This window comes from Vibrio sp. A37, assembly GCF_059777565.1.
The window spans coordinates 19,073-39,951 of record NZ_JBLNLI010000019.1 but is presented as its reverse complement, the minus strand read 5'-3'; the positions used below and the strand labels follow the sequence as shown (position 1 = coordinate 39,951).

The 20,879-nt window shown below is 42.0% G+C and carries 21 protein-coding genes and 1 pseudogene; 17 read left to right on the top strand and 5 right to left on the bottom strand.

The window, feature by feature from the left end; translation table 11 throughout:
• The first annotated feature begins 4 nt into the window (after positions 1-4).
• Positions 5-502 carry a hypothetical protein gene (locus ACM2FC_RS20465; RefSeq protein WP_498482892.1) on the top strand — a complete coding sequence of 166 codons (498 nt, stop codon included), beginning with the start codon at positions 5-7 and terminating at the stop codon, positions 500-502.
• Between the two features lie 30 nt (positions 503-532).
• On the opposite strand, the gene ACM2FC_RS20460 is transcribed toward ACM2FC_RS20465, so the two are convergent.
• Positions 533-961, bottom strand: a complete 429-nt coding sequence (locus tag ACM2FC_RS20460) for a universal stress protein (protein ID WP_498482891.1) — start codon at positions 959-961, stop codon at positions 533-535.
• 160 nt (positions 962-1,121) lie between these two features.
• Here ACM2FC_RS20460 and ftnA point away from each other — a divergent pair, with 160 nt between their 5' ends.
• From ftnA to ACM2FC_RS20435, 5 genes are all read left to right on the top strand, one after another.
• Complete coding sequence (ftnA, locus tag ACM2FC_RS20455; RefSeq protein ID WP_498482890.1) at positions 1,122-1,652, top strand: non-heme ferritin; 531 nt, start codon at positions 1,122-1,124, stop codon at positions 1,650-1,652.
• A gap of 68 nt (positions 1,653-1,720) precedes the next feature.
• Complete coding sequence (gene uspB / locus ACM2FC_RS20450) at positions 1,721-2,044, top strand: universal stress protein UspB (protein WP_498482889.1); 324 nt, start codon at positions 1,721-1,723, stop codon at positions 2,042-2,044.
• A gap of 98 nt (positions 2,045-2,142) precedes the next feature.
• The gene (locus ACM2FC_RS20445) at positions 2,143-3,330 is read left to right on the top strand and encodes a BaiN/RdsA family NAD(P)/FAD-dependent oxidoreductase (RefSeq protein WP_498482888.1); all 1,188 of its coding nucleotides are present in this window, start codon (positions 2,143-2,145) and stop codon (positions 3,328-3,330) included.
• Positions 3,331-3,802: 472 nt separating this feature from the next.
• Positions 3,803-4,147, top strand: a complete 345-nt coding sequence (locus ACM2FC_RS20440; protein ID WP_498482887.1) for a hypothetical protein — start codon at positions 3,803-3,805, stop codon at positions 4,145-4,147.
• 178 nt (positions 4,148-4,325) lie between these two features.
• Complete coding sequence (locus ACM2FC_RS20435; protein ID WP_498482886.1) at positions 4,326-5,327, top strand: FUSC family protein; 1,002 nt, start codon at positions 4,326-4,328, stop codon at positions 5,325-5,327.
• 104 nt (positions 5,328-5,431) lie between these two features.
• Here ACM2FC_RS20435 and ACM2FC_RS20430 read toward each other — a convergent pair whose 3' ends face one another.
• A complete protein-coding gene (locus tag ACM2FC_RS20430; RefSeq protein ID WP_498482885.1) occupies positions 5,432-5,764 on the bottom strand; it encodes a hypothetical protein in 333 nt (110 codons plus the stop codon).
• A gap of 322 nt (positions 5,765-6,086) precedes the next feature.
• On the opposite strand from ACM2FC_RS20430, the gene ACM2FC_RS20425 reads away from it, so the two are divergent.
• The gene (locus ACM2FC_RS20425) at positions 6,087-6,911 is read left to right on the top strand and encodes an HDOD domain-containing protein (protein ID WP_498482884.1); all 825 of its coding nucleotides are present in this window, start codon (positions 6,087-6,089) and stop codon (positions 6,909-6,911) included.
• A 12-nt stretch (positions 6,912-6,923) separates the two neighbouring features.
• Here the strand turns inward: ACM2FC_RS20425 and ACM2FC_RS20420 are convergent, their stop codons facing one another.
• Complete coding sequence (locus ACM2FC_RS20420; protein WP_498482883.1) at positions 6,924-7,838, bottom strand: DMT family transporter; 915 nt, start codon at positions 7,836-7,838, stop codon at positions 6,924-6,926.
• A gap of 220 nt (positions 7,839-8,058) precedes the next feature.
• Between ACM2FC_RS20420 and rmuC the strand changes: the two genes are divergently transcribed.
• The 7 genes and pseudogenes from rmuC to tatC all read left to right on the top strand — a co-directional run bounded on the left by rmuC (position 8,059) and on the right by tatC (position 14,274).
• Positions 8,059-9,540 carry a DNA recombination protein RmuC gene (gene rmuC / locus ACM2FC_RS20415; RefSeq protein ID WP_498482882.1) on the top strand — a complete coding sequence of 494 codons (1,482 nt, stop codon included), beginning with the start codon at positions 8,059-8,061 and terminating at the stop codon, positions 9,538-9,540.
• A gap of 173 nt (positions 9,541-9,713) precedes the next feature.
• Positions 9,714-10,496 (top strand): bifunctional demethylmenaquinone methyltransferase/2-methoxy-6-polyprenyl-1,4-benzoquinol methylase UbiE, encoded by a 783-nt coding sequence (gene ubiE, locus ACM2FC_RS20410; RefSeq protein ID WP_498482881.1) that lies wholly within the window; start codon positions 9,714-9,716, stop codon positions 10,494-10,496.
• 13 nt (positions 10,497-10,509) lie between these two features.
• Positions 10,510-11,118 (top strand): ubiquinone biosynthesis accessory factor UbiJ, encoded by a 609-nt coding sequence (locus ACM2FC_RS20405; RefSeq protein ID WP_498482880.1) that lies wholly within the window; start codon positions 10,510-10,512, stop codon positions 11,116-11,118.
• Positions 11,115-12,749: a ubiquinone biosynthesis regulatory protein kinase UbiB gene (gene ubiB, locus ACM2FC_RS20400; protein WP_498482878.1), complete on the top strand. Its 1,635-nt coding sequence runs from the start codon at positions 11,115-11,117 to the stop codon at positions 12,747-12,749. Before ACM2FC_RS20405 ends, ubiB begins: the two co-directional genes overlap by 4 nt.
• Before the next feature lie 46 nt (positions 12,750-12,795).
• Positions 12,796-13,056, top strand: a complete 261-nt coding sequence (gene tatA / locus ACM2FC_RS20395; RefSeq protein ID WP_498482877.1) for a Sec-independent protein translocase subunit TatA — start codon at positions 12,796-12,798, stop codon at positions 13,054-13,056.
• A 2-nt stretch (positions 13,057-13,058) separates the two neighbouring features.
• Positions 13,059-13,365, top strand: a pseudogene (tatB, locus tag ACM2FC_RS20390) (Sec-independent protein translocase protein TatB); the annotation flags it as partial.
• A gap of 144 nt (positions 13,366-13,509) precedes the next feature.
• Positions 13,510-14,274: a twin-arginine translocase subunit TatC gene (gene tatC, locus ACM2FC_RS20385; RefSeq protein ID WP_498482876.1), complete on the top strand. Its 765-nt coding sequence runs from the start codon at positions 13,510-13,512 to the stop codon at positions 14,272-14,274.
• 48 nt (positions 14,275-14,322) lie between these two features.
• On the opposite strand, the gene ACM2FC_RS20380 is transcribed toward tatC, so the two are convergent.
• Positions 14,323-15,087 (bottom strand): TatD family hydrolase, encoded by a 765-nt coding sequence (locus ACM2FC_RS20380; protein WP_498482875.1) that lies wholly within the window; start codon positions 15,085-15,087, stop codon positions 14,323-14,325.
• A 143-nt stretch (positions 15,088-15,230) separates the two neighbouring features.
• Between ACM2FC_RS20380 and hemB the strand changes: the two genes are divergently transcribed.
• From hemB to spfP, 3 genes are all read left to right on the top strand, one after another.
• Positions 15,231-16,253 (top strand): porphobilinogen synthase, encoded by a 1,023-nt coding sequence (hemB, locus tag ACM2FC_RS20375; RefSeq protein WP_498482874.1) that lies wholly within the window; start codon positions 15,231-15,233, stop codon positions 16,251-16,253.
• 573 nt (positions 16,254-16,826) lie between these two features.
• Positions 16,827-19,613: a DNA polymerase I gene (polA, locus tag ACM2FC_RS20370; RefSeq protein WP_498482872.1), complete on the top strand. Its 2,787-nt coding sequence runs from the start codon at positions 16,827-16,829 to the stop codon at positions 19,611-19,613.
• A 112-nt stretch (positions 19,614-19,725) separates the two neighbouring features.
• Positions 19,726-19,773 (top strand): small protein SpfP, encoded by a 48-nt coding sequence (gene spfP / locus ACM2FC_RS20365; RefSeq protein ID WP_438356636.1) that lies wholly within the window; start codon positions 19,726-19,728, stop codon positions 19,771-19,773.
• 295 nt (positions 19,774-20,068) lie between these two features.
• Here the strand turns inward: spfP and yihA are convergent, their stop codons facing one another.
• A complete protein-coding gene (yihA, locus tag ACM2FC_RS20360; RefSeq protein WP_498482871.1) occupies positions 20,069-20,731 on the bottom strand; it encodes a ribosome biogenesis GTP-binding protein YihA/YsxC in 663 nt (220 codons plus the stop codon).
• Positions 20,732-20,879: the final 148 nt, after the last annotated feature.

The following is a 20,879-nucleotide window of genomic DNA, read 5'->3' as shown; positions in this document are numbered from 1 at the left end:
TGGCATGGTAAAGCGTTTTTGCAAAATGAACCGTCAAGAAATCTCAAGTAGCTTGGGCCAGATTCATCAATTAGTTTCTCTGCCGAAGTACATTTGCCAGTCGTGTGTTCGTAGTTCTGCTGATAAAAGCTCTTTATGCAAGCCAAGACCCATTCCAAAACAAGAGCTAATTGGTAAAACTTGTGATGAGACTATCGAAGTTCTGAATACACAGAAGAAAAGTAGCCTCAACACAACCAGTGAACAAAATAAAAGTGAGCAGTCACTATCAATGAGTAATATTGAAGGGAAAAGAGTTGATAAGAAAAAAGTGAAGAAGCTTAGAAAGCAGCTCTGTAAGCAAAATAAGCAAAGTAAGAAGTTGAGTAAATTGCTTAAAAAACAGAAAAAGCTGCAAGCTAAGCATCTCAAGCTTAAGAGTAAGATCTACCAGCTTGATAATGAGCTAGCCGTCGCTTCCAACAAAATTGTCGCAATCACCGAGGCTCCGCTAGTCCATTAAACCTTTCACCAAGCAATCGTTCTGTTTTGGTTAATCCTCTCTTAGAGGAACGACTAACATGTCAACGGGTGAGCAGTTTATCAGCTGTCGTGTTGATGAAAGGAACTTGCTCCAAAAATCTTGGTGATGGCCACAAACGAGTAGGTCTACCTTAAATTCATTGATGGTGTCACACAGTTCATTACCTAGATCGCCACTACCAACCAGCGTATGTTTGATAGGGTACTCTGCCTTGTCCGCTATCTTCTGCAAGAATTTTTGCGATGATTCCATCGTTTGGTGCTGCGTTTCAGCCAAATTTATATCGATTAGCCCAGTGTAGACTTCAGCATAGTTGACATCAATGTGGATAAAAGACAGCTCAGCTTGCAACGGTTTTGCGAGCGCAACTGCTTTTTTAACAATAAAGTCGCTTTCTTCTGATAGATCAACGGCAACTAAAATATGCTTGTAACTCATTGTCAGTTCCTCTTCTTTATCACCTATTTAAAGACTAACACCGCAGATAATTTATTTTTGTCGTTGTGATCTCAGTTACACATTCGGTATGCAAGATGATATCTTTGCCAAAACGTAGACTGGCTAACCGCCTAGACAAAAAAATAGTAGGAGACTTTTTATGCTGTCGAATGAAATGGTTGAACAATTAAATGAGCAAATTAATCTCGAATTTTTCTCATCCAATCTATACTTACAAATGAGTGCTTGGTGTGAAGATAAAGGATTTGAAGGTGCAGCTGAGTTTCTTCGTGAACATGCAGTAGAAGAAATGCAGCACATGCAGCGTTTATTTACTTACGTGAGTGAAACAGGAGCAATGCCAATCTTAGGTGCAATTGATGCTCCACAACACGAGTTTGCAAGTCTAGGTGAAGTGTTCCGCTTAACTTACGAACATGAACAAATGATCACAGGCAAAATCAACAAGCTTGCTCACGTTGCCTTTACTTCACAGGATTACTCGACGTTCAACTTCCTGCAGTGGTATGTCGCAGAGCAGCACGAAGAAGAGAAGTTGTTTAAAGGGATTTTAGACAAGCTAGAACTTGTAGGGGAAGATGGTAAAGCTTTGTTCTTTATCGATAAAGATCTAGCAACAATGGCGAAAGAAGGTTCATCTTCAATTATGGATGCCCAAGCTAACGCGTAGCTAAAAAGGTAATTTTCTCTGATTATCTTTTTCTTCGGGGCACTAACTGAAGATGTAGGGAGGAAAAGATGATCAGTGGAGACACTATTCTATTTGCGCTTACACTTGTTACTGTCATCAATGTAGCAAGATATCTCACCGCGCTACGTTCACTCATATACATAATGCGCGAAGCTCACCCGCTCTTATATCAACAGGTAGACGGCGGGGGCTTTTTTACTACTCATGGTAATGTATCCAAACAGGTCCGTTTGTATCATTACCTAAAAACTAAAGAATACCACCATCACCATGATGAGTTATTCACCGATAAATGTGGTCGTGTCAGAGAGCTGTTTGTGCTATCAGCAGTGCTGTTGATTGTCACTCTAATTGTCGCTGTTGTCATTTAGTAGGCATTTGTCAGTCACTTGATTTGTGGTTAAACTGGCGGCCTTAGCAAGGATGTGCGTAAGCACATCCTTTTTTATTTCACCAGTAAGAGATGGTTATGAGTAAGAAGTTTGACGTTATTATTATCGGAGCAGGGGCTGCAGGGTTAATGTGTGCTGCTGAGGCTGGTAAACGCGGACGAAAGGTTTTGCTTGTTGATCATGCTAAAAAGCCCGGGCGTAAAATTCTTATTTCTGGTGGTGGCCGTTGCAACTTTACCAACTACGATGTTTCTGCCAGTAACTATCTTTGTAGCAACCCTCACTTTGTAAAATCAGCTTTATCTCAATACACCAACTGGGATTTTATTTCTTTAGTCAGCAAGTACGAGATAGATTTCGAGGAGCGCGACCACGGGCAGTTATTTTGTTTAGAGTCAGCGAAAGATATTGTTGCCATGCTTCTAGAGGAATGTGATTTGCCTACAGTAGAGCAACGTTATCAAGTCGATGTGCATCGTATAACGAAGTTATCACAAGGGTTTGAGCTACAGTTAGGTAACGAAATTCATCAATGTGACTCGTTGGTGATAGCGACTGGTGGTTTGTCTATGCCGAAACTAGGTGCCACGCCATTTGGATACAAGGTTGCGGAACAATTTGGTTTAAGTGTTGCAGCCACAACGGCAGGCTTAGTTCCTTTTACTTTACATACCCAAGATAAACAGGACTTTTCAGAGCTTTCAGGAATTGCAATACCCGCTGAAATTACCGCAGAAGATGGGACGGTATTTAAAGAAGCGCTTTTGTTTACACATAGAGGATTATCTGGTCCTGCTGTGCTGCAAATTTCCTCATTTTGGAAGCCAGGACAAAAGATATCGATCAACTTGGTTCCTGAAGTTGATATTCAGGAGTTTATGGTTCGCTCGAGAGAAAAACATCCTAACCAAACGCTCAAGACTACTTTATCTAAGGTTCTACCTAAACGCTTTATTGAAGTGCTTTTGGAGCGAAAGGAGCTGACTGATAAACCTCTAAAGCAATTCAACTCAAAAGAACTAGAATGTGTGTGTCATCATCTAGAGAACTGGAATATTGCGCCAAATGGAACTGAAGGGTATCGAACTGCTGAAGTAACACTAGGTGGAGTGAACACTGATCATATCTCTTCTAAAACAATGGAGTGTAAAACTGTTACCGGTTTGTATTTTGTTGGTGAAGTCATGGATGTTACGGGTTGGTTAGGAGGGTTCAATTTTCAATGGGCTTGGTCTAGTGGATACGTCGCGGGTCAGTGGGTTTAGTTGTTTTGGAACAATAAAGTTAGCACACAGAGTTTTTCTGCATCACTCAACGGCGTCTCAGCCGCAATAGGGCATTATTTACTATCAAAATGACTATCAGTGGTCATATCATTTGCATTCAACTGCAGATCATATATTTCAATACCTAACTTGGCTTTGAAATAGTGTGCTCAACCGTATTTGGTTGCTAAGGCTATATAAGTACCAATCATTCCTTTGCCGTTCATAACCACTTTTAGTACGTAGAGTTTGTTTCAAAGTTATTGTCTTGCTTTTATGTAAATTTATCTAACAAATGGGTTAGGACAAACAACTTATCACCAGTTAAATAAGTCCTTAATATTTATTCATCGGGATACGATACAACAACGAAAATATTGTATCTCAGTATGAAATAACGATTAGATGCAGCCATATCATTATGTAGAAAATCTACATAACCAACTAAATGGCAAATATTGAGGAATTAAAAATGAAAAAAGCACTTCTACCAGTCATCGCCCTGTCAGCAGTTTTTTCAGCTTACACTTTCGCAGCTCAGCCAAATAACGATCAGGTTCAAGAAATGAATATGGGGGCGTACACTCGTGTATCTGTATCGGAAAATGGTCAAGCAGTTAATGATGCTTCCGTTGTTGTCTCTCATCAAAATAACCTTGAAGGCAATGTGGAAACTTACAATACCAACAAAGATGGTGTTGTTTATTTATCAAACATGGCTCACTCGGGAAATGCTTACACTGTTGAAGTGAAAATGCCTGACGGAAAAGTAATCAAACAAGAATATCTATTTCCTACAGATGCTAGTGACAACTAATCACCAAAGCATTACTTGTTATTGATTTCATCAATGACATTTGTCATCCAAAAGGTAAGATAGCTTACAGCGCAGTGCACACGCTGCCACAAAACGCTATTGGTACGCTTTCTCGCATAGCCACAATCGTGAAAGTAAATGAGTTAGAAGAGCAGTAGTGGTTGAGGTTGGTAGTAGTATGTCTCCTGTGAAAAAATGGTCATTGGTTGTGTTAGCGCTCGCGCCTTCCTTCGCGTTAGGTATCCATTACGGGTATTGGGTGGCTCTGGAGTTGATGATTTTGAGTGCGTCATTCTATCGGCCGCAATCACAGCTTAAATGGGGCATACTGGCCATTTTGCTCCAGGAGCTAGTCATTCTCGCTGGTTTCTTTGCGTTATATCACTCTTTAGAGTATCCATTAATATTCGCTTTGATTGTCTCTATGTGGGCAGGGCTTTCTATGGGACTTGTGATACATGGTAAGCACTTGCGTAGCTTGGCAAGCTGGATACTAATCCCGTCACTGTATTTCGCTATGGAACTCAAAGACTCACCTTTTATCTATTCGATTTCAAATGACTGGTTATTGATAGTGGAGTTTTTAGCAGTTGCAGTTGCAGGTCCAATTCTAGTTTGTATCTATCAGTATGTCACTGACAGACAAGACCGTTACGCTCTGTGGGGGTTCAACCGAGCGTTGTATCCCCAGCTACATTTTGATTCAATCAAAACGGTGATAGGAGTTATGTTGGCGGTATTCATCACGGCGCTTGGGGTGGGGTATTTTAAAATCCCTCATGGGCAATGGATGATATGGTCTACAGCAAGTGTGAGTACCGGACAATATATCTCCATGCACCAAAAGATCCGTCATCGCATGTCAGGTGCGCTTATTGGTCTTGTATTGGGCTTGTCATTGGCTTATGGGCTACAAGGTGACAACCCTATTATCTTTCAAATAGCGGCGCTGTTAATCCCTTTAACATTGTTTATCAGATATTATCCGTTAGCTTTTGCAATGCGATGTACTTTGATCGCATTAGCGGCTGGAACATTAAGTCATAGCGAGTTCCAGGCTGGATATAGAACTGCGAATGTGTTTATTGGCGCGATTGCAGGTGGTTTATGTGCTTATCTTGTGTATTACCTGATTGATAAATTGTCAAAGCCAAACTTTAAGCTTTTCAATAAATGTTAGTGCAGAACACTTGCATTCAAGGGGACCTAACCGGTCCCCTTTGTATTGTTAGACTCACCAGAAGCTTAATCTAGATAGTAAGTCCTATGTGATTTGCGTCAGTATTAATTGTCGCTAGCATCTTGCGCAAAGGTGTATTGTGATTGGGTTGTTTGACCATTTGCTCCTTTCACCTGCAGAGTATAAGTCTTGCCACCATGTGACATGTTTGAAATGTAAACTACGCCATTGCTATTTGTCGTATAGGTTTCTACTGTGTTCTGCCCTGTGACGACAATAGGAGTATTTGCCATTGCTTTGCCGTTATTTAGAGCACTAACGCTTGTGAAAGCACCCATATCGGTTTCTTGTATTTGAACAGAGCTAGTGCCAGCTGCAAATGCGCAAGTAGAAAAAATAGCAGAAAGAGCAACGATAGATAAGATTTTGTTTTTCATAATAAATTCCTCATTTTTTGTTGGCTGACTTACATTTATTGGGTCTCGTGTGCCGTTGAGGTGTAATTTAACGTCGCAAGGGTGATGTAGAAACAGGACAATAGGAAAAATGCTTTCGACTTTTCGCAATAATATGTTTTTATATGTGCGAAATACGCAACGATTTCTGCGCATGAATGCCGATTTATTCCTATCAATTCTATTCAAATGTGTAGTTAACAAAACTCAAAAACATTGCTCTAAAATTTGCCGATTCTTTCTTCGAGCTTTGTTAACTTGTTCTATATTAAATGAGTAAATAATTATAATAAGGATTTTAAGCATGAGTCATGACGCGCTGATTTCCCGAATCAATGAGTTGCCAAGAATTGAAAGTGTACTCCAAGAGCTCCTTGAGATGGTGAATCGTGAAACCATTGACTTTGGTGAGCTTTCTCGAAAAATGTCAATGGATCAGGTACTGAGTGCCAGAGTGCTACGCATGGCTAACTCAGCGCATTTTGGTGGTGTAAAAGGCGTGTCGACTATCAATGACGCCATTATTCGGGTGGGCGGTGGTGCGATACGAACTTTAGTGTCATCTTCAATTCTTTCAACTACGTTTCCGAGATTGGAAACACTCAACCTAAAAGACTATTGGTCAAATACCTTCGAAGTATCCATGATAGCTAGCACAGTGTCCAAAAGTGTTCGTTTGGACCCTAATGAGACCTTTACTACCGGGGTCTTACACAATATCGGTGAATTAATGATTCACGCCCTTGTTCCTGACAAGGCTATAGTAATTAAACATCGCGTTGATAACGGTGAAAGCCGAAGTCGAGTACAGAAAGAGGTGCTGGGTACGGACTCACAAGAGTTGGGAGCGGCACTGGCAAAAAGCTGGAAATTTCCAGCTGCTATGGTTGACGCTATCGCTAATGTTAATCATCCGGGTAAAGCCGGAGACTCAAAAAAGCTAGCTTGCGTGCTTTATTTAGCGAGAGATGTCCATAATAAGTGGGACTCAATGCTCGGTGAAGACGAAAAATCTGCCTTTCTTGTCAACCACCCAGCGTCCAAGGCTCTAAAGCTCTCGAGTGATATGGTGAATAGAATAGATGGAGTTCGCGGGCAGGGTAGTGAGCTCGCCTATCAATTGTTTTAATCCGCCTCAAATTTAATCTGCTTTTTGGCATCGGCTTACTTTGCGACCTTTGCCGAACTTTAACTGTTGTATCGCCAGTCCTATGACGATGAGTACCAATCCTACTAATGTCGAAGGGTGGATGTGCTCTCCAATTATTGTTGCGAGGAGTATTAGTGATATAAAAGGGGATGCGAAGATCAGATTACTGATACGAGAGGTATTATTCGTCAGCTTTAGCGCTGTCAGCCATAATACGAATGTGACACCCATTTCGAAAAGCCCTACGTAAGTAACCGCCAGCCAGCCTTTTGCTGAAATGTGCGACCACTGAGAGTGTTGGTAAAAGCAAATTCCAATTGCTATAGGTATAGCAATCAAAAAGCCCAATAGTACACTCACAATGGGATCGGCTTTATTTTTTGTATTGAGAATCCAGTAGCTAGCCCAGAGTAGAGTGGAAAGTAGCGCGAGTCCTACACCTAAAGGGCTCTGAAATTTAAGCCCGAGTAGATTTCCTTCTGTTGCTATGACTAGCACGCCGATATAGCTAAAAGTACAAGCTAACCAGTCTTGCTTACGAATAGATTGGCCAAGAAATACCGCAGCCATCAAGGTCAATGTGATCGCCCAACTATAATTGATGGCCTGTGCTTGCGCAGCAGGAAGCAAATCATAGGCTTTGAATAAAATCAAATAGTAGGCTAATGGGTTAATCAGTCCTAACACAACGTAGTACAAAGGGTTTGCTAATAAGGTAGGAATGATGAGTGACAGCTTCTTTTGAAAGCCACATATTGTTATCAGTGCTGACCCTGATACCATGCTAGCGATCGTGAGCATCTGTATCGGGGTAAACTGCTCAAGAGTGATTTTAAAAGCAGTTGCGACGGTAGACCAAAGTAAGACAGCGGCTAAGCCAAAACCTAAAGCACGACGTTCGTTCATTACATTATCCCTACAAAGCAAGCACGTATTCATTGGAGGTTTACCCATCATTTCACGAATTATGGGTATCGATTTATTTTAATTTGATGGATTTATTGTCAAGCCGAATGGCCTGCTTCTCGCCAGTCTATATGTAGCTAGCGTTTGCTACAAACTGGACATTTATCCAGTATGGAAATACCATTTAATAGTTAGGATTTAAGTTTAAGCTAGGTGAGCTATGCAGTGGATTTTTGAGTATAAAGACATTTTTTTCACGGCTATAGGTAGCTCTGTTGTGGTCGGTGGCGGTGTGAGCTGGTGGGTGAAGCAAAAAAGCACGATTAGACTGGCGCAACTGACCCAACAGCTAGAGTCTGTCCATCAGCTACACAAAACGCAAACCGATCATCTTCAGAAAGAGCTGGAGAATGCCCAGCAAGAGTTAACCGAACTAGACAGCGACAGAGATAAAGCGGCTTACGAACTCAAACAAGCCCAAAATAAACTGATTGTTGCAGCAGAGAAACTGCGGCAGTTAGAGGTTATGAAACAAGAAAAAGCCAAGCTCTCTCAAGATCTAGAACGTACTCGTAGTCAAAAAAATCAATTGGAAGTTCAGTATCGTGAACAACAGGCGCGCTATGAACAACAAAACCAGTCTAATAAAGAGAAAGTTAAGTTATTAGAATCGGCAGAAGATAGACTGAAGCAACAATTTGAGCACTTGGCGAATCAAGTGTTTGAGGATAAAAGTGCCAAAGTCGATCAGCAAAACAAACAAAGTTTAGAAGGCTTGCTCTCCCCACTAAAACAACAGCTTGAAGGTTTTAAAAAGCAAGTAAATGATAGCTTTCATCAAGAAGCTAAGGAACGTCATACCTTAGTGCATGAACTAAAAAACTTGCAGCGACTGAATGAACAAATGGCCAAGGAAGCACTCAACCTGACCAATGCTTTAAAAGGGGACAATAAGCAGCAAGGTAATTGGGGTGAAGTTATTCTTGCTAAAGTCTTGGAGGAATCGGGTTTAAGAAATGGACACGAGTATCAAACCCAAGTGAGCCTACAAAGCGAATCAGGCAAGCGCTTCCAACCCGATGTTATTGTTAACTTACCGAATAATAAGCAGGTCGTCATCGACTCAAAGATGACATTGGTGGCTTATGAAAGATATTACAATGCCCAAGACGATCTAGAGCGAGATCGGGCGTTAACACAACACCTCACCTCACTTAGGGCACACATTAAAGGGTTAGGGCAAAAAGACTATCACCAGCTGCAAGGAATAGAGTGTTTAGATTATGTATTGCTGTTTGTGCCTGTTGAGCCCGCGTTTCAAGTCGCCATTCAAGCTGATCCAAGTTTAGTTAAGGAGGCAATGGAGCAAAATATTATCTTGGTGAGTCCCACCACCTTGCTCGTCGCTCTTCGTACGATTGATAACTTATGGCGAAATGATCGTAAAAATCAAAATGCGCAAATTATTGCCGAGCGAGCGAGTAAGCTTTATGACAAATTGAGGTTATTTGTCGACGATATGGAAGGCTTAGGAAGTTCGTTAGATAAGGCCAACCAAAGCTATCAAGGGGCGATGAACAAGTTAATTTCTGGTCGAGGCAATGTCATTCGGCAAGCTGAGAGTTTTACTGATCTCGGTGTGCAGGTAAAAAAGCCAATCTCACCTCAACTCGTCGTGAACGCAAAATCAGATGCTGAGTAGAAGCCAGTTAATTGATCGTTTTTGGTTAAATATTGGTATATCAACAAGTCCCCAAAGATTTATTCATTACAATTGCTACCACTAAAGCCTGTGTATAAAGTAAACTAGCGGGCACAACGTGTGTAGGTACGCAATTATTGCGCGGAACTAAAGTGACCAAGGTAACAGAAAGTATGAGCGATTCTAAGGCGCAATTGAAGGTAGCAAACAAACCAACAGAAACAACTCATTTTGGTTATGAGACTGTCGCTAAAGAAGAAAAAGTGGCAAAAGTTGCTGAAGTCTTTCATTCAGTAGCAACTAAGTATGATGTGATGAATGACTTAATGTCTGTAGGTGTTCACCGCGTTTGGAAGCGTTTTACGATTGATTGTAGTGGTGCTAAGCCTGGGCAACGTATTCTTGACCTTGGTGGTGGTACGGGAGATCTTACGGCTAAGTTCTCGAGAATTGTTGGTGAAAAAGGCCACGTGGTGCTGGCGGATATCAATAATTCGATGCTAAATGTTGGTCGCGACAAGCTTCGAGACAACGGTATTGTGGGTAATGTTCACTACGTGCAAGCCAATGCGGAAGAGTTACCGTTTCCTGATAACTATTTCGATTGTATTACCATCAGTTTTTGCCTAAGAAACGTAACGGATAAAGACAAAGCACTTCGCTCTATGTTTCGAGTGCTAAAGCCCGGCGGACGCTTATTGGTTCTGGAATTTTCTAAGCCAGCTTCTAAGTCGCTATCCAAGATCTATGATGCATACTCTTTCCATATTTTGCCTAAAATGGGCAAGTTGATTGCTAATGATTCTGAAAGTTATCGTTATTTAGCTGAATCTATTCGAATGCATCCGGATCAAGATACTCTCGAAGCCATGATGCAGGATGCTGGGTTTGAGCAGACCAAGTACTATAACCTGACCGGTGGCATTGTTGCCTTGCATCGTGGGTATAAGTTCTAAAGGAGTGGACGGTATGCCAATCAAACAATTTGCTACTGCGATTATCGAAACCTCATTAAATACAATGATTCGTGACGACGTTGAATTGAGCCGTCGCTTATCGCGTCTTAAAGGTAACTCAATCCAAGTATTAGTGAGAGAAATAGATACAAGTTTAACTTTTATTTTTAGTCAGCAGCAAATTGACGTGGTTAGTCAATATGAAGGTCAGCCCGATTGCTACCTATCTTTTAAGCTTGCCGATCTGCATGAATTACGCGAGCAAGCTAATATTACTAAGCTCATAAAGCAGGACAGGTTGGTATTAGAAGGGGATATGCAGCTTGCACAGAAGTTTGCTCAGCTTATTACCGATTGCAAACCCGACATTGAAGAATGGCTATCTCGCATTACCGGCGACGTAGTGGCACATACAGTAGTACAAGGTGTCAAAGACTTTGGACAATTGCTACAAAACAAAGCCGCTAAGCATCAAGACCACCTTGCACAAGTTTTGACTGAAGAGTGGAAGTTTGCCCCTAGCGCACTTGAAGTAGCACATTTTTGCGATCAAGTAGATGAAGTTAACAGCTTTTCGGCGAATATTGAAACTAGACTCAACAAGTTGTCGGAGCGACTATGACCCCAGCTGAACTGAAACGTTTATATCGAATCATCAAAGTTCAGTTAGAGTACGGCTTAGATGAGCTTCTTCCCAATCACCAGCTAACCAAGGCGCCGTTACTGCTTCGCAAATCTTTGTTTTGGATTAAAAACAAACATCCAAATAAACCATTGGGAGAAAGGCTTCGGTTAGCATTACAAGAGCTAGGTCCGGTATGGATTAAGTTTGGTCAAATGATGTCCACTCGACGAGATCTTTTTCCAGACCATATCGCTGATCAGCTGGCTATGTTGCAGGATAAGGTCAGCTCTTTTGATGGCAACTTGGCGAAAAATCATATAGAGGAAGCGCTTGGGGATTCATTGGAGAGTTGGTTTGATAACTTTGATATTACTCCATTAGCCTCAGCTTCTATTGCCCAAGTCCACACTGCCAACTTGAAGCAAACGGGACAAGAAGTGGTCATTAAGGTGATTCGTCCGGATATTCAGCCAGTCATTCGAGCAGACATTAAATTGATGTATCGCTTGGCGCGAGTTGTTGCTAAGACGTTACCTGAGGCTCGCAGGCTAAAACCCGTTGAAGTAGTTCGTGAATACGAAAAAACGCTCATTGGTGAATTGGATTTGCGCCGTGAAGCAGCTAACGCTATTCAGCTTAGGCGCAATTTTGAAAACAGCGAAGAGTTGTACGTGCCTGAAGTTATCACCGATTTTAGTAATAAAACGGTGATGGTATCTGAGCGTATTTATGGTATTCAAGTTTCTGATATTGAAGGACTCGAAAAAAACGGCACCAACATGAAGCTCCTCGCCGAGCGTGGTGTCCGAGTGTTCTTCACCCAAGTGTTTCGTGATAGCTTTTTTCACGCGGACATGCACCCTGGAAATGTGTTCGTCGAATATGACCATCCTGAAAACCCACGTTGGATAGGCCTCGACTGCGGCATCGTTGGCACTTTAAATAGCGAAGATAAACGCTATCTCGCCGAAAACTTCTTAGCCTTTTTTAATCGAGACTATCGTCGCGTAGCGGAGCTACATGTTGAGTCTGAGTGGGTTCCACGTGAAACCAATATTGACGAGTTTGAGTTTGCGATTCGTATCGTATGTGAACCGATTTTTGCCAAGCCTCTATGCGAAATCTCTTTCGGTCATGTGCTACTGAATTTATTTAATACGGCGCGTCAGTTCAATATGGAAGTTCAGCCGCAGTTAGTACTGCTGCAAAAGACGCTACTCTATATAGAAGGGCTCGGTCGTCAGCTTTATCCTCAACTTGACCTTTGGGCCACAGCAAAACCTTTCTTAGAAGATTGGATGTCGAACCAAATTGGGCCGAAGGCTTTCTTGAACTCGGTGAAAGACAGAGCACCATTTTGGGCAGAAAAGCTACCAGAGTTGCCAGAGTTGCTTTATGACAGTTTAAAACAAGGTAAGTTGATGAACCAAAAGTTAGAGAGCTTATTCGATGGTTATCGGAAGACCAAACGCTCAATTGCATTGGGTAACTTTATGTTTGGAGCAGGGGCAACATCAATGATTTGCTCAGCAATATTGAGTGGTCGTATGGATGGGCATGTATCCTTGGGATTAGGGGTATTGGGAGTCACACTTTGGTTACTAAGCTGGAGATTTTATCGCAAATAGACGTTAGTCTACGGACAGTATTTTTGTGATCCATGAGGGAATTGATATGGGTGGAATAAGCATTTGGCAACTTCTTATAATTGCATTGATCGTCGTGTTATTGTTTGGGACGAAAAAGTTGCGTGGAATAGGCACAGACTTAGGTGGTGCGATTAAAGGCTTCAAAAAAGCCATCAGTGATGATGACTCTGCGGCGGCGAAAAAAGATGATACAGCTGATGCAGATTTTGAAACCAAAAACATCGATCAACAGAAAACCACCTCAGAGGAATCTGTTGAGACCAAAAAAGATAAAGAGCAGGCTTAAACGTGTTTGATATCGGTTTTTGGGAACTGGTAGTTATTTTTGTTGTTGGTTTAGTGGTTCTCGGCCCTGAACGTCTTCCTCATGCTATTCGCAGTGTTTCTAAGTTTGTCAGTAGCGCAAAAAGTATGGCGAATGGTGTAAAAGAAGAAATATCCAAGGAGCTAAAAGTTCAGGAGCTCCATGAGAATTTACGCAAAGCTGAAAAGAATGGCATGGAAAGTTTGTCTTCTGATCTCAAGTCATCAGTTGAAGAACTAAAAGAAGCTGCCAGATCCGTTCAGCGACCTTACGCAAAGAAAACCGCTTCTCAGGCTAAGCAAGAAGAGCCGAAAACCTCTTCTGTGCCTAGCGAATCATCTGACACACCGATAGATCAACATAAAGCTGAGTAATTGGAAATGAGGAGGAGCAATGGACTTGGTGCTTCCTTCTCAGCTTTATTGAGTAGTTCATATGTCTTCTATGGAACAATCCCAGCCTTTAATGAGCCATCTATTGGAATTGCGAAATCGACTGCTGCGCGCGTTGTTAGCAGTCGTTATTGTATTCTTAGGCTTAATTTACTTTTCAAATGACATCTACGACTTTGTCTCTGCACCTTTAGTTGAGCGATTGCCACAGGGTGCGACAATGATCGCGACTGATGTCGCTTCCCCTTTGTTTACACCGCTAAAACTAACATTAGTTGTGTCGGTATTCGTAGCTGTGCCAGTCATTCTTTATCAAGTTTGGGCGTTTGTTGCACCAGGTTTGTATAAGCATGAAAGGCGTTTAATCATGCCGCTGCTTTTTTCGAGTTCACTGCTGTTTTATTGCGGAGTTGCGTTCGCATACTATGTGGTCTTTCCATTAGTCTTTAGCTTCTTTACCGCCATTTCATTGGGGGGAGTGGAATACGCCACAGATATATCCAGTTATCTCGATTTTGTTTTGGCGTTGTTTATGGCATTTGGTATTGCGTTCGAGGTACCTGTCGCGATTATTTTGCTTTGTTGGACGGGAGCTACGACACCGAAAACATTGAGTGAAAAGCGTCCGTACATCATCGTCGGTGCCTTTGTTGTTGGCATGTTGCTGACGCCACCCGATCTTATTTCACAAACATTGCTTGCAGTGCCTATGTGGTTCTTATTCGAAGTCGGCCTATTTTTCTCGCGTTTTTATGTACGCAAAAAAGAAGAAGACTCGGAGGAGTCGGTGAGCTCTAACAGAGAATAAAGTCGTAGGAGGTTGGCTAGAGCCAACCTCTTTTTTGCTTAACCTGCATCAATCGAGGTTGAAGAGCTGCTTAGCATTTTGTGTTGTTATCAGGTCGATTTGCTCTACACTGATATCTCTGAGTTCAGCGAGTCTGTTTGCGACCAGTTGAGTATAGGCTGGTTCATTTCGTTTTCCTCGATGAGGAACAGGAGCAAGGTAAGGGCAGTCGGTCTCCAAAATAACAAAGTTCATATCTAAGTGCGGAATGACCTTATCCATACCGCCATTTTTAAATGTTGATACACCGCCTAAGCCAACATGGAACCCTAAATCATTAATTGCTTTAGCCTGCTCTGTACTGCCGCCAAAGCAGTGGAATACCCCCCTCAGTGAGCCATCTTGTTCGTTTTTTAGTAGGGATAATGTTTCATCCATTGAGTCTCGAGTATGGATAACGGCAGGAAGTTTTTTTTCCTTTGCCCAATTGAGCTGAGTAACAAACGCCCATTCTTGCTCTTTACGGAATGTTTTATCCCAGTAGAGATCGATACCGATTTCGCCTACCGCGATAAAGTCGTGCTTATCAAACCAAGAATATATGGTGACTAACGTGTCTTTGACATCTTCTTTTACGTAGCAAGGATGAAGTCCCATCATAGAACGGCAGACTTCAGGGTAGTCTGCTTCAGTTTTTAACATTGGTGAAATTGAATCTAAGTCGATGTTGGGCAGTAAGATTTTATCGATTCCTTGGCTTAGCGCTCTCTGCACTACCTCATCTCGATCTTGATCAAATTCATTGGCATATATATGAGCGTGGGTATCTATCATAATAGTTAAGTAGCCGTTACTGTCGATTTTCTACCAAGTATACGGCAGTGTGAGCGTGAGATCATTTTTCGTAAATTGCACCAATCTGCATAGGAAGAGTGATATTATTTCCACTGTCCCAATTATCTGACAAGGAGACAAGTGTGTCTGTATCCATTCAAGGTCAATTCCCACAACGCCGCATGCGCCGTACTCGTAACACTGATTTTAGCCGTCGATTGGTGGCAGAAAACCAGTTGTCGGTAAATGACTTAATTTATCCAATGTTTATTCTTATGGGTAAGGACCGTCGAGAGACGGTGGAGTCTATGCCTGGCATTGAAAGGTTATCGATAGACTTAATGCTTGAAGAGGCATTACACCTTGCTAATTTGGGTGTGCCAGCAATCGCTCTATTCCCAGTAGTGAATCAGGATGCAAAAAGCTTGTGTGCATCTGAAGCATATAATCCAGAAGGGCTTGTGCAAAGAGCTGTCAGACAGTTAAAGGAACACATACCACAAATAGGTGTGATTACGGATGTTGCACTCGATCCTTTCACCACTCATGGGCAGGATGGCATTATCAATGACGATGGGTATGTGTTAAATGATGAAACCACTGAGGTACTGATAAAGCAAGCAGTATCTCACGCTGAAGCTGGCGCAGATATTGTTGCTCCATCGGATATGATGGATGGTCGAATTGGTAAAATTCGGGATGCGCTTGAGGAAGCTGGGCATATCAATACACAGATTATGGCGTACTCTGCCAAGTATGCTTCTAACTATTACGGCCCTTTTCGAGATGCTGTCGGTTCTAGCGCGAACTTAAAAGGTGGCAATAAGAAAAACTACCAAATGGACCCGGCAAATAGCGACGAAGCACTACATGAAGTCTCTATGGACATCAATGAAGGGGCAGACATGGTAATGGTGAAACCAGGCATGCCGTATTTAGATGTTGTACGCCGGGTAAAATCTGAGCTTAAAGTACCAACTTTTGCTTATCAGGTATCTGGTGAATATGCGATGCACAAAGCCGCGATTGCTAACGGTTGGTTAAAAGAGAAAGAAACGATTTTTGAGTCGCTACTCTGCTTTAAGCGAGCTGGTGCGGATGGTATTTTGACCTATTTCGCTAAAGATGTGGCTCAGTGGTTAGCTGATAGTGAAGGTGTAGATTAGTACTTAGAAGCTGTGATATATTAAACGTAAATGATATTTTTTCTCATTTAGTGTTGACATGTTTATGAGAATGATTATTATTAGTGTTGTGTTTAGGAATTAAGGCGAAGCCTGATTGTTAGATACGACATTGCTCACATTGCTTCCAGTGTAATTTATATAGCTTTTGGTAAAGCTTACTCAATCACATTTCGTAAGGTTTACTGGTTATGCTAGGCGACATCTATTTGGTGTCGCTTTTTTATTGCCTGCTATTTTGCTAGCTATCTATCAGACAAAAGAGCGGTACAGGATTTTCCACAGCAATTGATCATCTTAAGATCAATTAAAAAAGACTCGATCTTATAATATGTATATAAAATACATAAGGTTATAGTGATTATTTGGTTAGTCATTCTTACTGTTTGGACAAACTACAAAATTGTATAAACAGAGTTATCCACAAAAGAAAATTAGATCTACCCGCTTATTTTTAATCGATCAAAACTCGAACGCGCACAACGTCGTGGATTCATGATTTCAGTCGTGGCATCCTAAGCAGATCTTCGTTCTCAATTTCGGATTAATTAGACAATGGCTCTTATTCCAGACAACCCGCTGATACTGATCGACGGATCTTCTTACCTTTACAGAGCGTTTCACGCATATCCAGGCACAATGAGCAATGGTGACATTCCTACCAATGCTGTGTATGGCGTCGTTAACATGCTGCGTAGTATGATGCGCCAGTACCCGTCCGATCGCATTGCTGTCGTGTTTGATGCGAAAGGTAAAACGTTTAGGGATGACATGTACCCAGAGTACAAAGCGAACCGTCCTCCTATGCCCGATGATTTACGTTGTCAGATAGAGCCATTGCACAACATTATAAAAGCGTTAGGGTTGCCTTTGATTTCTATCGAAGGAGTCGAAGCAGATGATGTTATTGGAACGTTGTCCCACCAGGCATCTCAAGCGGGTATTCCGGTGCTGATCAGTACTGGTGACAAGGATATGGCTCAGCTTGTCAATGAACACGTCACCTTGATCAATACGATGACCAACGTGGTGTTAGATAGAGCAGGAGTGATCGAGAAGTTCGGAATACCACCAGAGCTGATAATTGATTACTTAGCGCTGATGGGGGACAAAGTGGATAACATCCCGGGTGTCCCTGGAGTGGGAGATAAAACGGCTACTGCGCTTTTACAAGGTATCGGTAGTTTAGACAAGCTATATGAAAACTTGGATGATATTGCTGCTTTAGGGTTTCGTGGTTCTAAGACTATGGCCAAAAAGCTAGTGGATAATAAAGATAACGCATATCTTTCGTATCAGCTGGCGACGATTAAGCTTGATGTTGCATTAGAGGACACACCTCAATCTCTAGTAAAGACTGCTCCTAATCAGGACGAGCTAACAAAGTTATATGGACAGTTAGTCTTTAAGTCTTGGTTGAACGAAATACTAGAAGGCTCTAGTGGTGACGATGTAGCAGAAAATTCTAGGAAAAAGTCATTGGCTAGCTCAGAACCAAATGCTATTGAACCTACAGCAGTTGAAATCGATCGCAGCCAATACGAAACCATTTTAGATGAAGAAACATTTAACCAGTGGTTAGAAAAGTTAAAGGCAGCAGAAGTGTTCGCCTTTGATACCGAGACCGATAGCTTGGATTATATGGTGGTTAACCTTGTTGGATTATCATTTGCTGTTGAAGAAGGGAAAGCGGCTTATGTCCCATTGACCCATGATTACCTTGATGCTCCAAAGCAGCTCGATAGGGATTGGGTTCTAGACAAGCTTAAGCCGGTCTTAGAAGACTGTGAACAATACAAGGTTGGTCAGAATCTTAAATACGATGCTAGTGTTCTTGCTCGTTACGATATTGAGCTTAATGGCATTCGATATGACACCATGTTGGCTTCCTATGTCTTAAATAGCGTAGGTGGTAAGCATGATATGGATAGCTTAGCACTTCGTTTCCTTCAGCATAGTTGTATCTCTTTTGAGCAAATTGCTGGCAAAGGCAAAAAGCAACTGACTTTTAACCAAATCGACCTTGAACAAGCATCGCCGTACGCTGCTGAAGACGCGGATGTCACATTACGACTACACAATTGTTTAAATCAATCGCTGGTTAAAGATGAGAAGTTGAACTCAATCTATCAAGATATTGAAGTGCCGTTAGTGCCTGTCTTATCGAGAATAGAGCGAACGGGCGTGTTGATTGATGACATGTTGCTTTCTGCCCAGTCGCAAGAAATTGCCGTTCGATTGGATGAGCTGGAACAAAAAGCGTATGAATTGGCTGAGCAAGAATTTAACTTAAGCTCACCAAAGCAACTGCAAGCGATACTGTTTGAGAAAATGGGTCTACCTGTAATTAAAAAAACCCCGTCGGGCGCACCATCTACCAACGAAGAAGTGCTGCAAGAGTTGGCCTTGGATTATCCATTACCTAAATTGCTACTTGAGTATCGTGGTTTGGCCAAGCTGAAATCTACGTATACTGACAAGTTGCCAAAAATGATTAACCCAACGACAGGTAGAGTGCATACCTCTTATCATCAGGCGGTGACAGCAACAGGCAGACTCTCTTCAACAGATCCAAACTTGCAAAATATTCCTATCCGCAATGAAGAAGGGCGACGTATCCGACAGGCTTTTGTCGCTCCTCACGGCTACAAAATACTGGCGGTCGACTATTCGCAAATAGAACTACGTATTATGGCTCACCTCTCTGGGGACCAAGCTCTTCTTGACGCTTTCCAGCAAGGTAAGGATATACACGCAGCTACCGCAGCGGAGATTATTGGTGTAGATATCAGTGATGTTACCAGCGAGCAGAGACGTCGAGCTAAGGCGGTTAACTTTGGTCTGATCTATGGAATGAGTGCATTTGGTTTATCAAAGCAGCTCGGCATTCCGAGAGGTGAGGCGCAGGGGTATATGGATAAATATTTTGAAAGGTATCCGGGTGTTATGCAGTATATGGAAGATACTCGCAGTCTCGCATCGGAGTATGGATACGTTGAAACTATCTTTGGGCGGAGATTACATTTACCAGAGATTAAATCTCGTAACGGGATGCGCAGAAAAGCAGCTGAGCGTGCTGCTATCAATGCGCCTATGCAGGGAACAGCGGCTGATATCATCAAAAAAGCGATGTTACTTGTGGATGAATGGATTGAAAGAGAAGGTCAGGGAGATATTCGTATACTGATGCAAGTGCACGATGAACTGGTTTTTGAAGTGAAAGAGTCAAGATTGGCAGAAATTGAAACTCAGATACAAAAATTGATGGAGTCTGCTGCCGAGCTCGATGTACCACTCGTTGCCGAGGCGGGCCATGGCGATAACTGGGACCAAGCACACTAACAAAACGAAAAGGATTGTTCTTTTATAAAAAAATAATGAAAAAAAATTACATAAACTGTTTTACTTTGCGATCAATTGTTGTACATTAAGAGGCGTAGGGTACAGAGGTAAGATGTTCTATCTTTCAGACCTTTTGTTTCACGTTATTGGATTAGGCTGATTCAGCCGCCCCAGTCAGTATTTGACTGGGGCGTTTTTTATTTGGGCGCTATAAAACCCAATAACCCTTTCTTTAAGCCAGCAAAGCCTATCTTTTGGTTATTTTAGTTAAAATGACAATATGATTCGAAACTGTAATAAATATACGAAAATTGTGTTTTGGGTACACTTCTCTCTTTGTATATCAGTATGGATACTTATGTTTCGGTGAGAGCTGAATCTAGTAGGTGAGGGTTGAAATGTTGGCCAAATGGCTGCGGCCAACATGTATTTATAAAGTTGCAGTAATTGTTTATTTACTCTTCATCGTCTTGCGGATCTGCTTGCTCTACGTTTAGGTCATCGACTTGTTCAAAAGCAGGAGCAAACCATTGGTCGAGTTTGTTGCGTAAAACATCGACACCAAGACCTTTCAATGATGAGAAGGCATCAACTTTGACATCGCCACCAAATGCGAGTGCAGCTTCACGAATTTTAAGAACTTGTGCTTTGCGCGCGCCACTTTTCAGTTTGTCCGCCTTAGTTAGCAATACCTGTACTGGGATATCGCAATCCACAGCCCAGTAAATTAACTGCTGGTCTAAGTCTTTCATCGGATGTCTGATATCCATCAGTACGACTAAGCCTTTCAAACAGGTCCTTTTCTGTAGGTATTCACCTAATGATTTTTGCCACTTTTTTTTCATTTCTAGTGGCACTTGAGCAAAACCATATCCGGGAAGATCGACTATATGGCAACCTTCATCAACTTTGAACAAATTGATCAGCTGGGTACGACCCGGAGTCTTACTGGTTTTTGCTAAACTTCTTTGGTTCGTCAGCCGATTAAGGGAGCTGGATTTTCCTGCATTGGAGCGACCAGCAAACGCGATTTCGATACCTTCATCTTCCGGTAAGTGACGGATATCAGGCGCACTGGTGATGAAATGCGTGTTTTGATACTTAATTTTTACGCTCACTGTTAACTCCATCTCGACTTTGTGTTATTGATTGATTACTTTTATGTGATTATGTGTAAAATAATCATGCTCGGCATAAAGTCGCCTATTGTAGCATGAGTGACATAGCGGAGTGGTAATGGAAGCCAGATAATTATAATGGAATGTC

Bases quoted from the DNA above. Each gene is read 5' to 3' on its own strand.
- ACM2FC_RS20420 (WP_498482883.1), bottom strand. From the start codon at position 7,838: ATGAACGAACGTCGTGCTTTAGGTTTTGGCTTAGCCGCTGTCTTACTT.
- uspB (WP_498482889.1), top strand. From the start codon at position 1,721: ATGATCAGTGGAGACACTATTCTATTTGCGCTTACACTTGTTACTGTC.
- ACM2FC_RS20425 (WP_498482884.1), top strand. From the start codon at position 6,087: ATGAGTCATGACGCGCTGATTTCCCGAATCAATGAGTTGCCAAGAATT.
- ACM2FC_RS20430 (WP_498482885.1), bottom strand. From the start codon at position 5,764: ATGAAAAACAAAATCTTATCTATCGTTGCTCTTTCTGCTATTTTTTCT.
- polA (WP_498482872.1), top strand. From the start codon at position 16,827: ATGGCTCTTATTCCAGACAACCCGCTGATACTGATCGACGGATCTTCT.
- ACM2FC_RS20460 (WP_498482891.1), bottom strand. From the start codon at position 961: ATGAGTTACAAGCATATTTTAGTTGCCGTTGATCTATCAGAAGAAAGC.
- ftnA (WP_498482890.1), top strand. From the start codon at position 1,122: ATGCTGTCGAATGAAATGGTTGAACAATTAAATGAGCAAATTAATCTC.
- ACM2FC_RS20405 (WP_498482880.1), top strand. From the start codon at position 10,510: ATGCCAATCAAACAATTTGCTACTGCGATTATCGAAACCTCATTAAAT.
- tatC (WP_498482876.1), top strand. From the start codon at position 13,510: ATGTCTTCTATGGAACAATCCCAGCCTTTAATGAGCCATCTATTGGAA.
- ACM2FC_RS20435 (WP_498482886.1), top strand. From the start codon at position 4,326: ATGTCTCCTGTGAAAAAATGGTCATTGGTTGTGTTAGCGCTCGCGCCT.
- ubiE (WP_498482881.1), top strand. From the start codon at position 9,714: ATGAGCGATTCTAAGGCGCAATTGAAGGTAGCAAACAAACCAACAGAA.
- ACM2FC_RS20465 (WP_498482892.1), top strand. From the start codon at position 5: ATGGTAAAGCGTTTTTGCAAAATGAACCGTCAAGAAATCTCAAGTAGC.
- ACM2FC_RS20380 (WP_498482875.1), bottom strand. From the start codon at position 15,087: ATGATAGATACCCACGCTCATATATATGCCAATGAATTTGATCAAGAT.
- ubiB (WP_498482878.1), top strand. From the start codon at position 11,115: ATGACCCCAGCTGAACTGAAACGTTTATATCGAATCATCAAAGTTCAG.
- ACM2FC_RS20440 (WP_498482887.1), top strand. From the start codon at position 3,803: ATGAAAAAAGCACTTCTACCAGTCATCGCCCTGTCAGCAGTTTTTTCA.
- rmuC (WP_498482882.1), top strand. From the start codon at position 8,059: ATGCAGTGGATTTTTGAGTATAAAGACATTTTTTTCACGGCTATAGGT.
- tatA (WP_498482877.1), top strand. From the start codon at position 12,796: ATGGGTGGAATAAGCATTTGGCAACTTCTTATAATTGCATTGATCGTC.
- ACM2FC_RS20445 (WP_498482888.1), top strand. From the start codon at position 2,143: ATGAGTAAGAAGTTTGACGTTATTATTATCGGAGCAGGGGCTGCAGGG.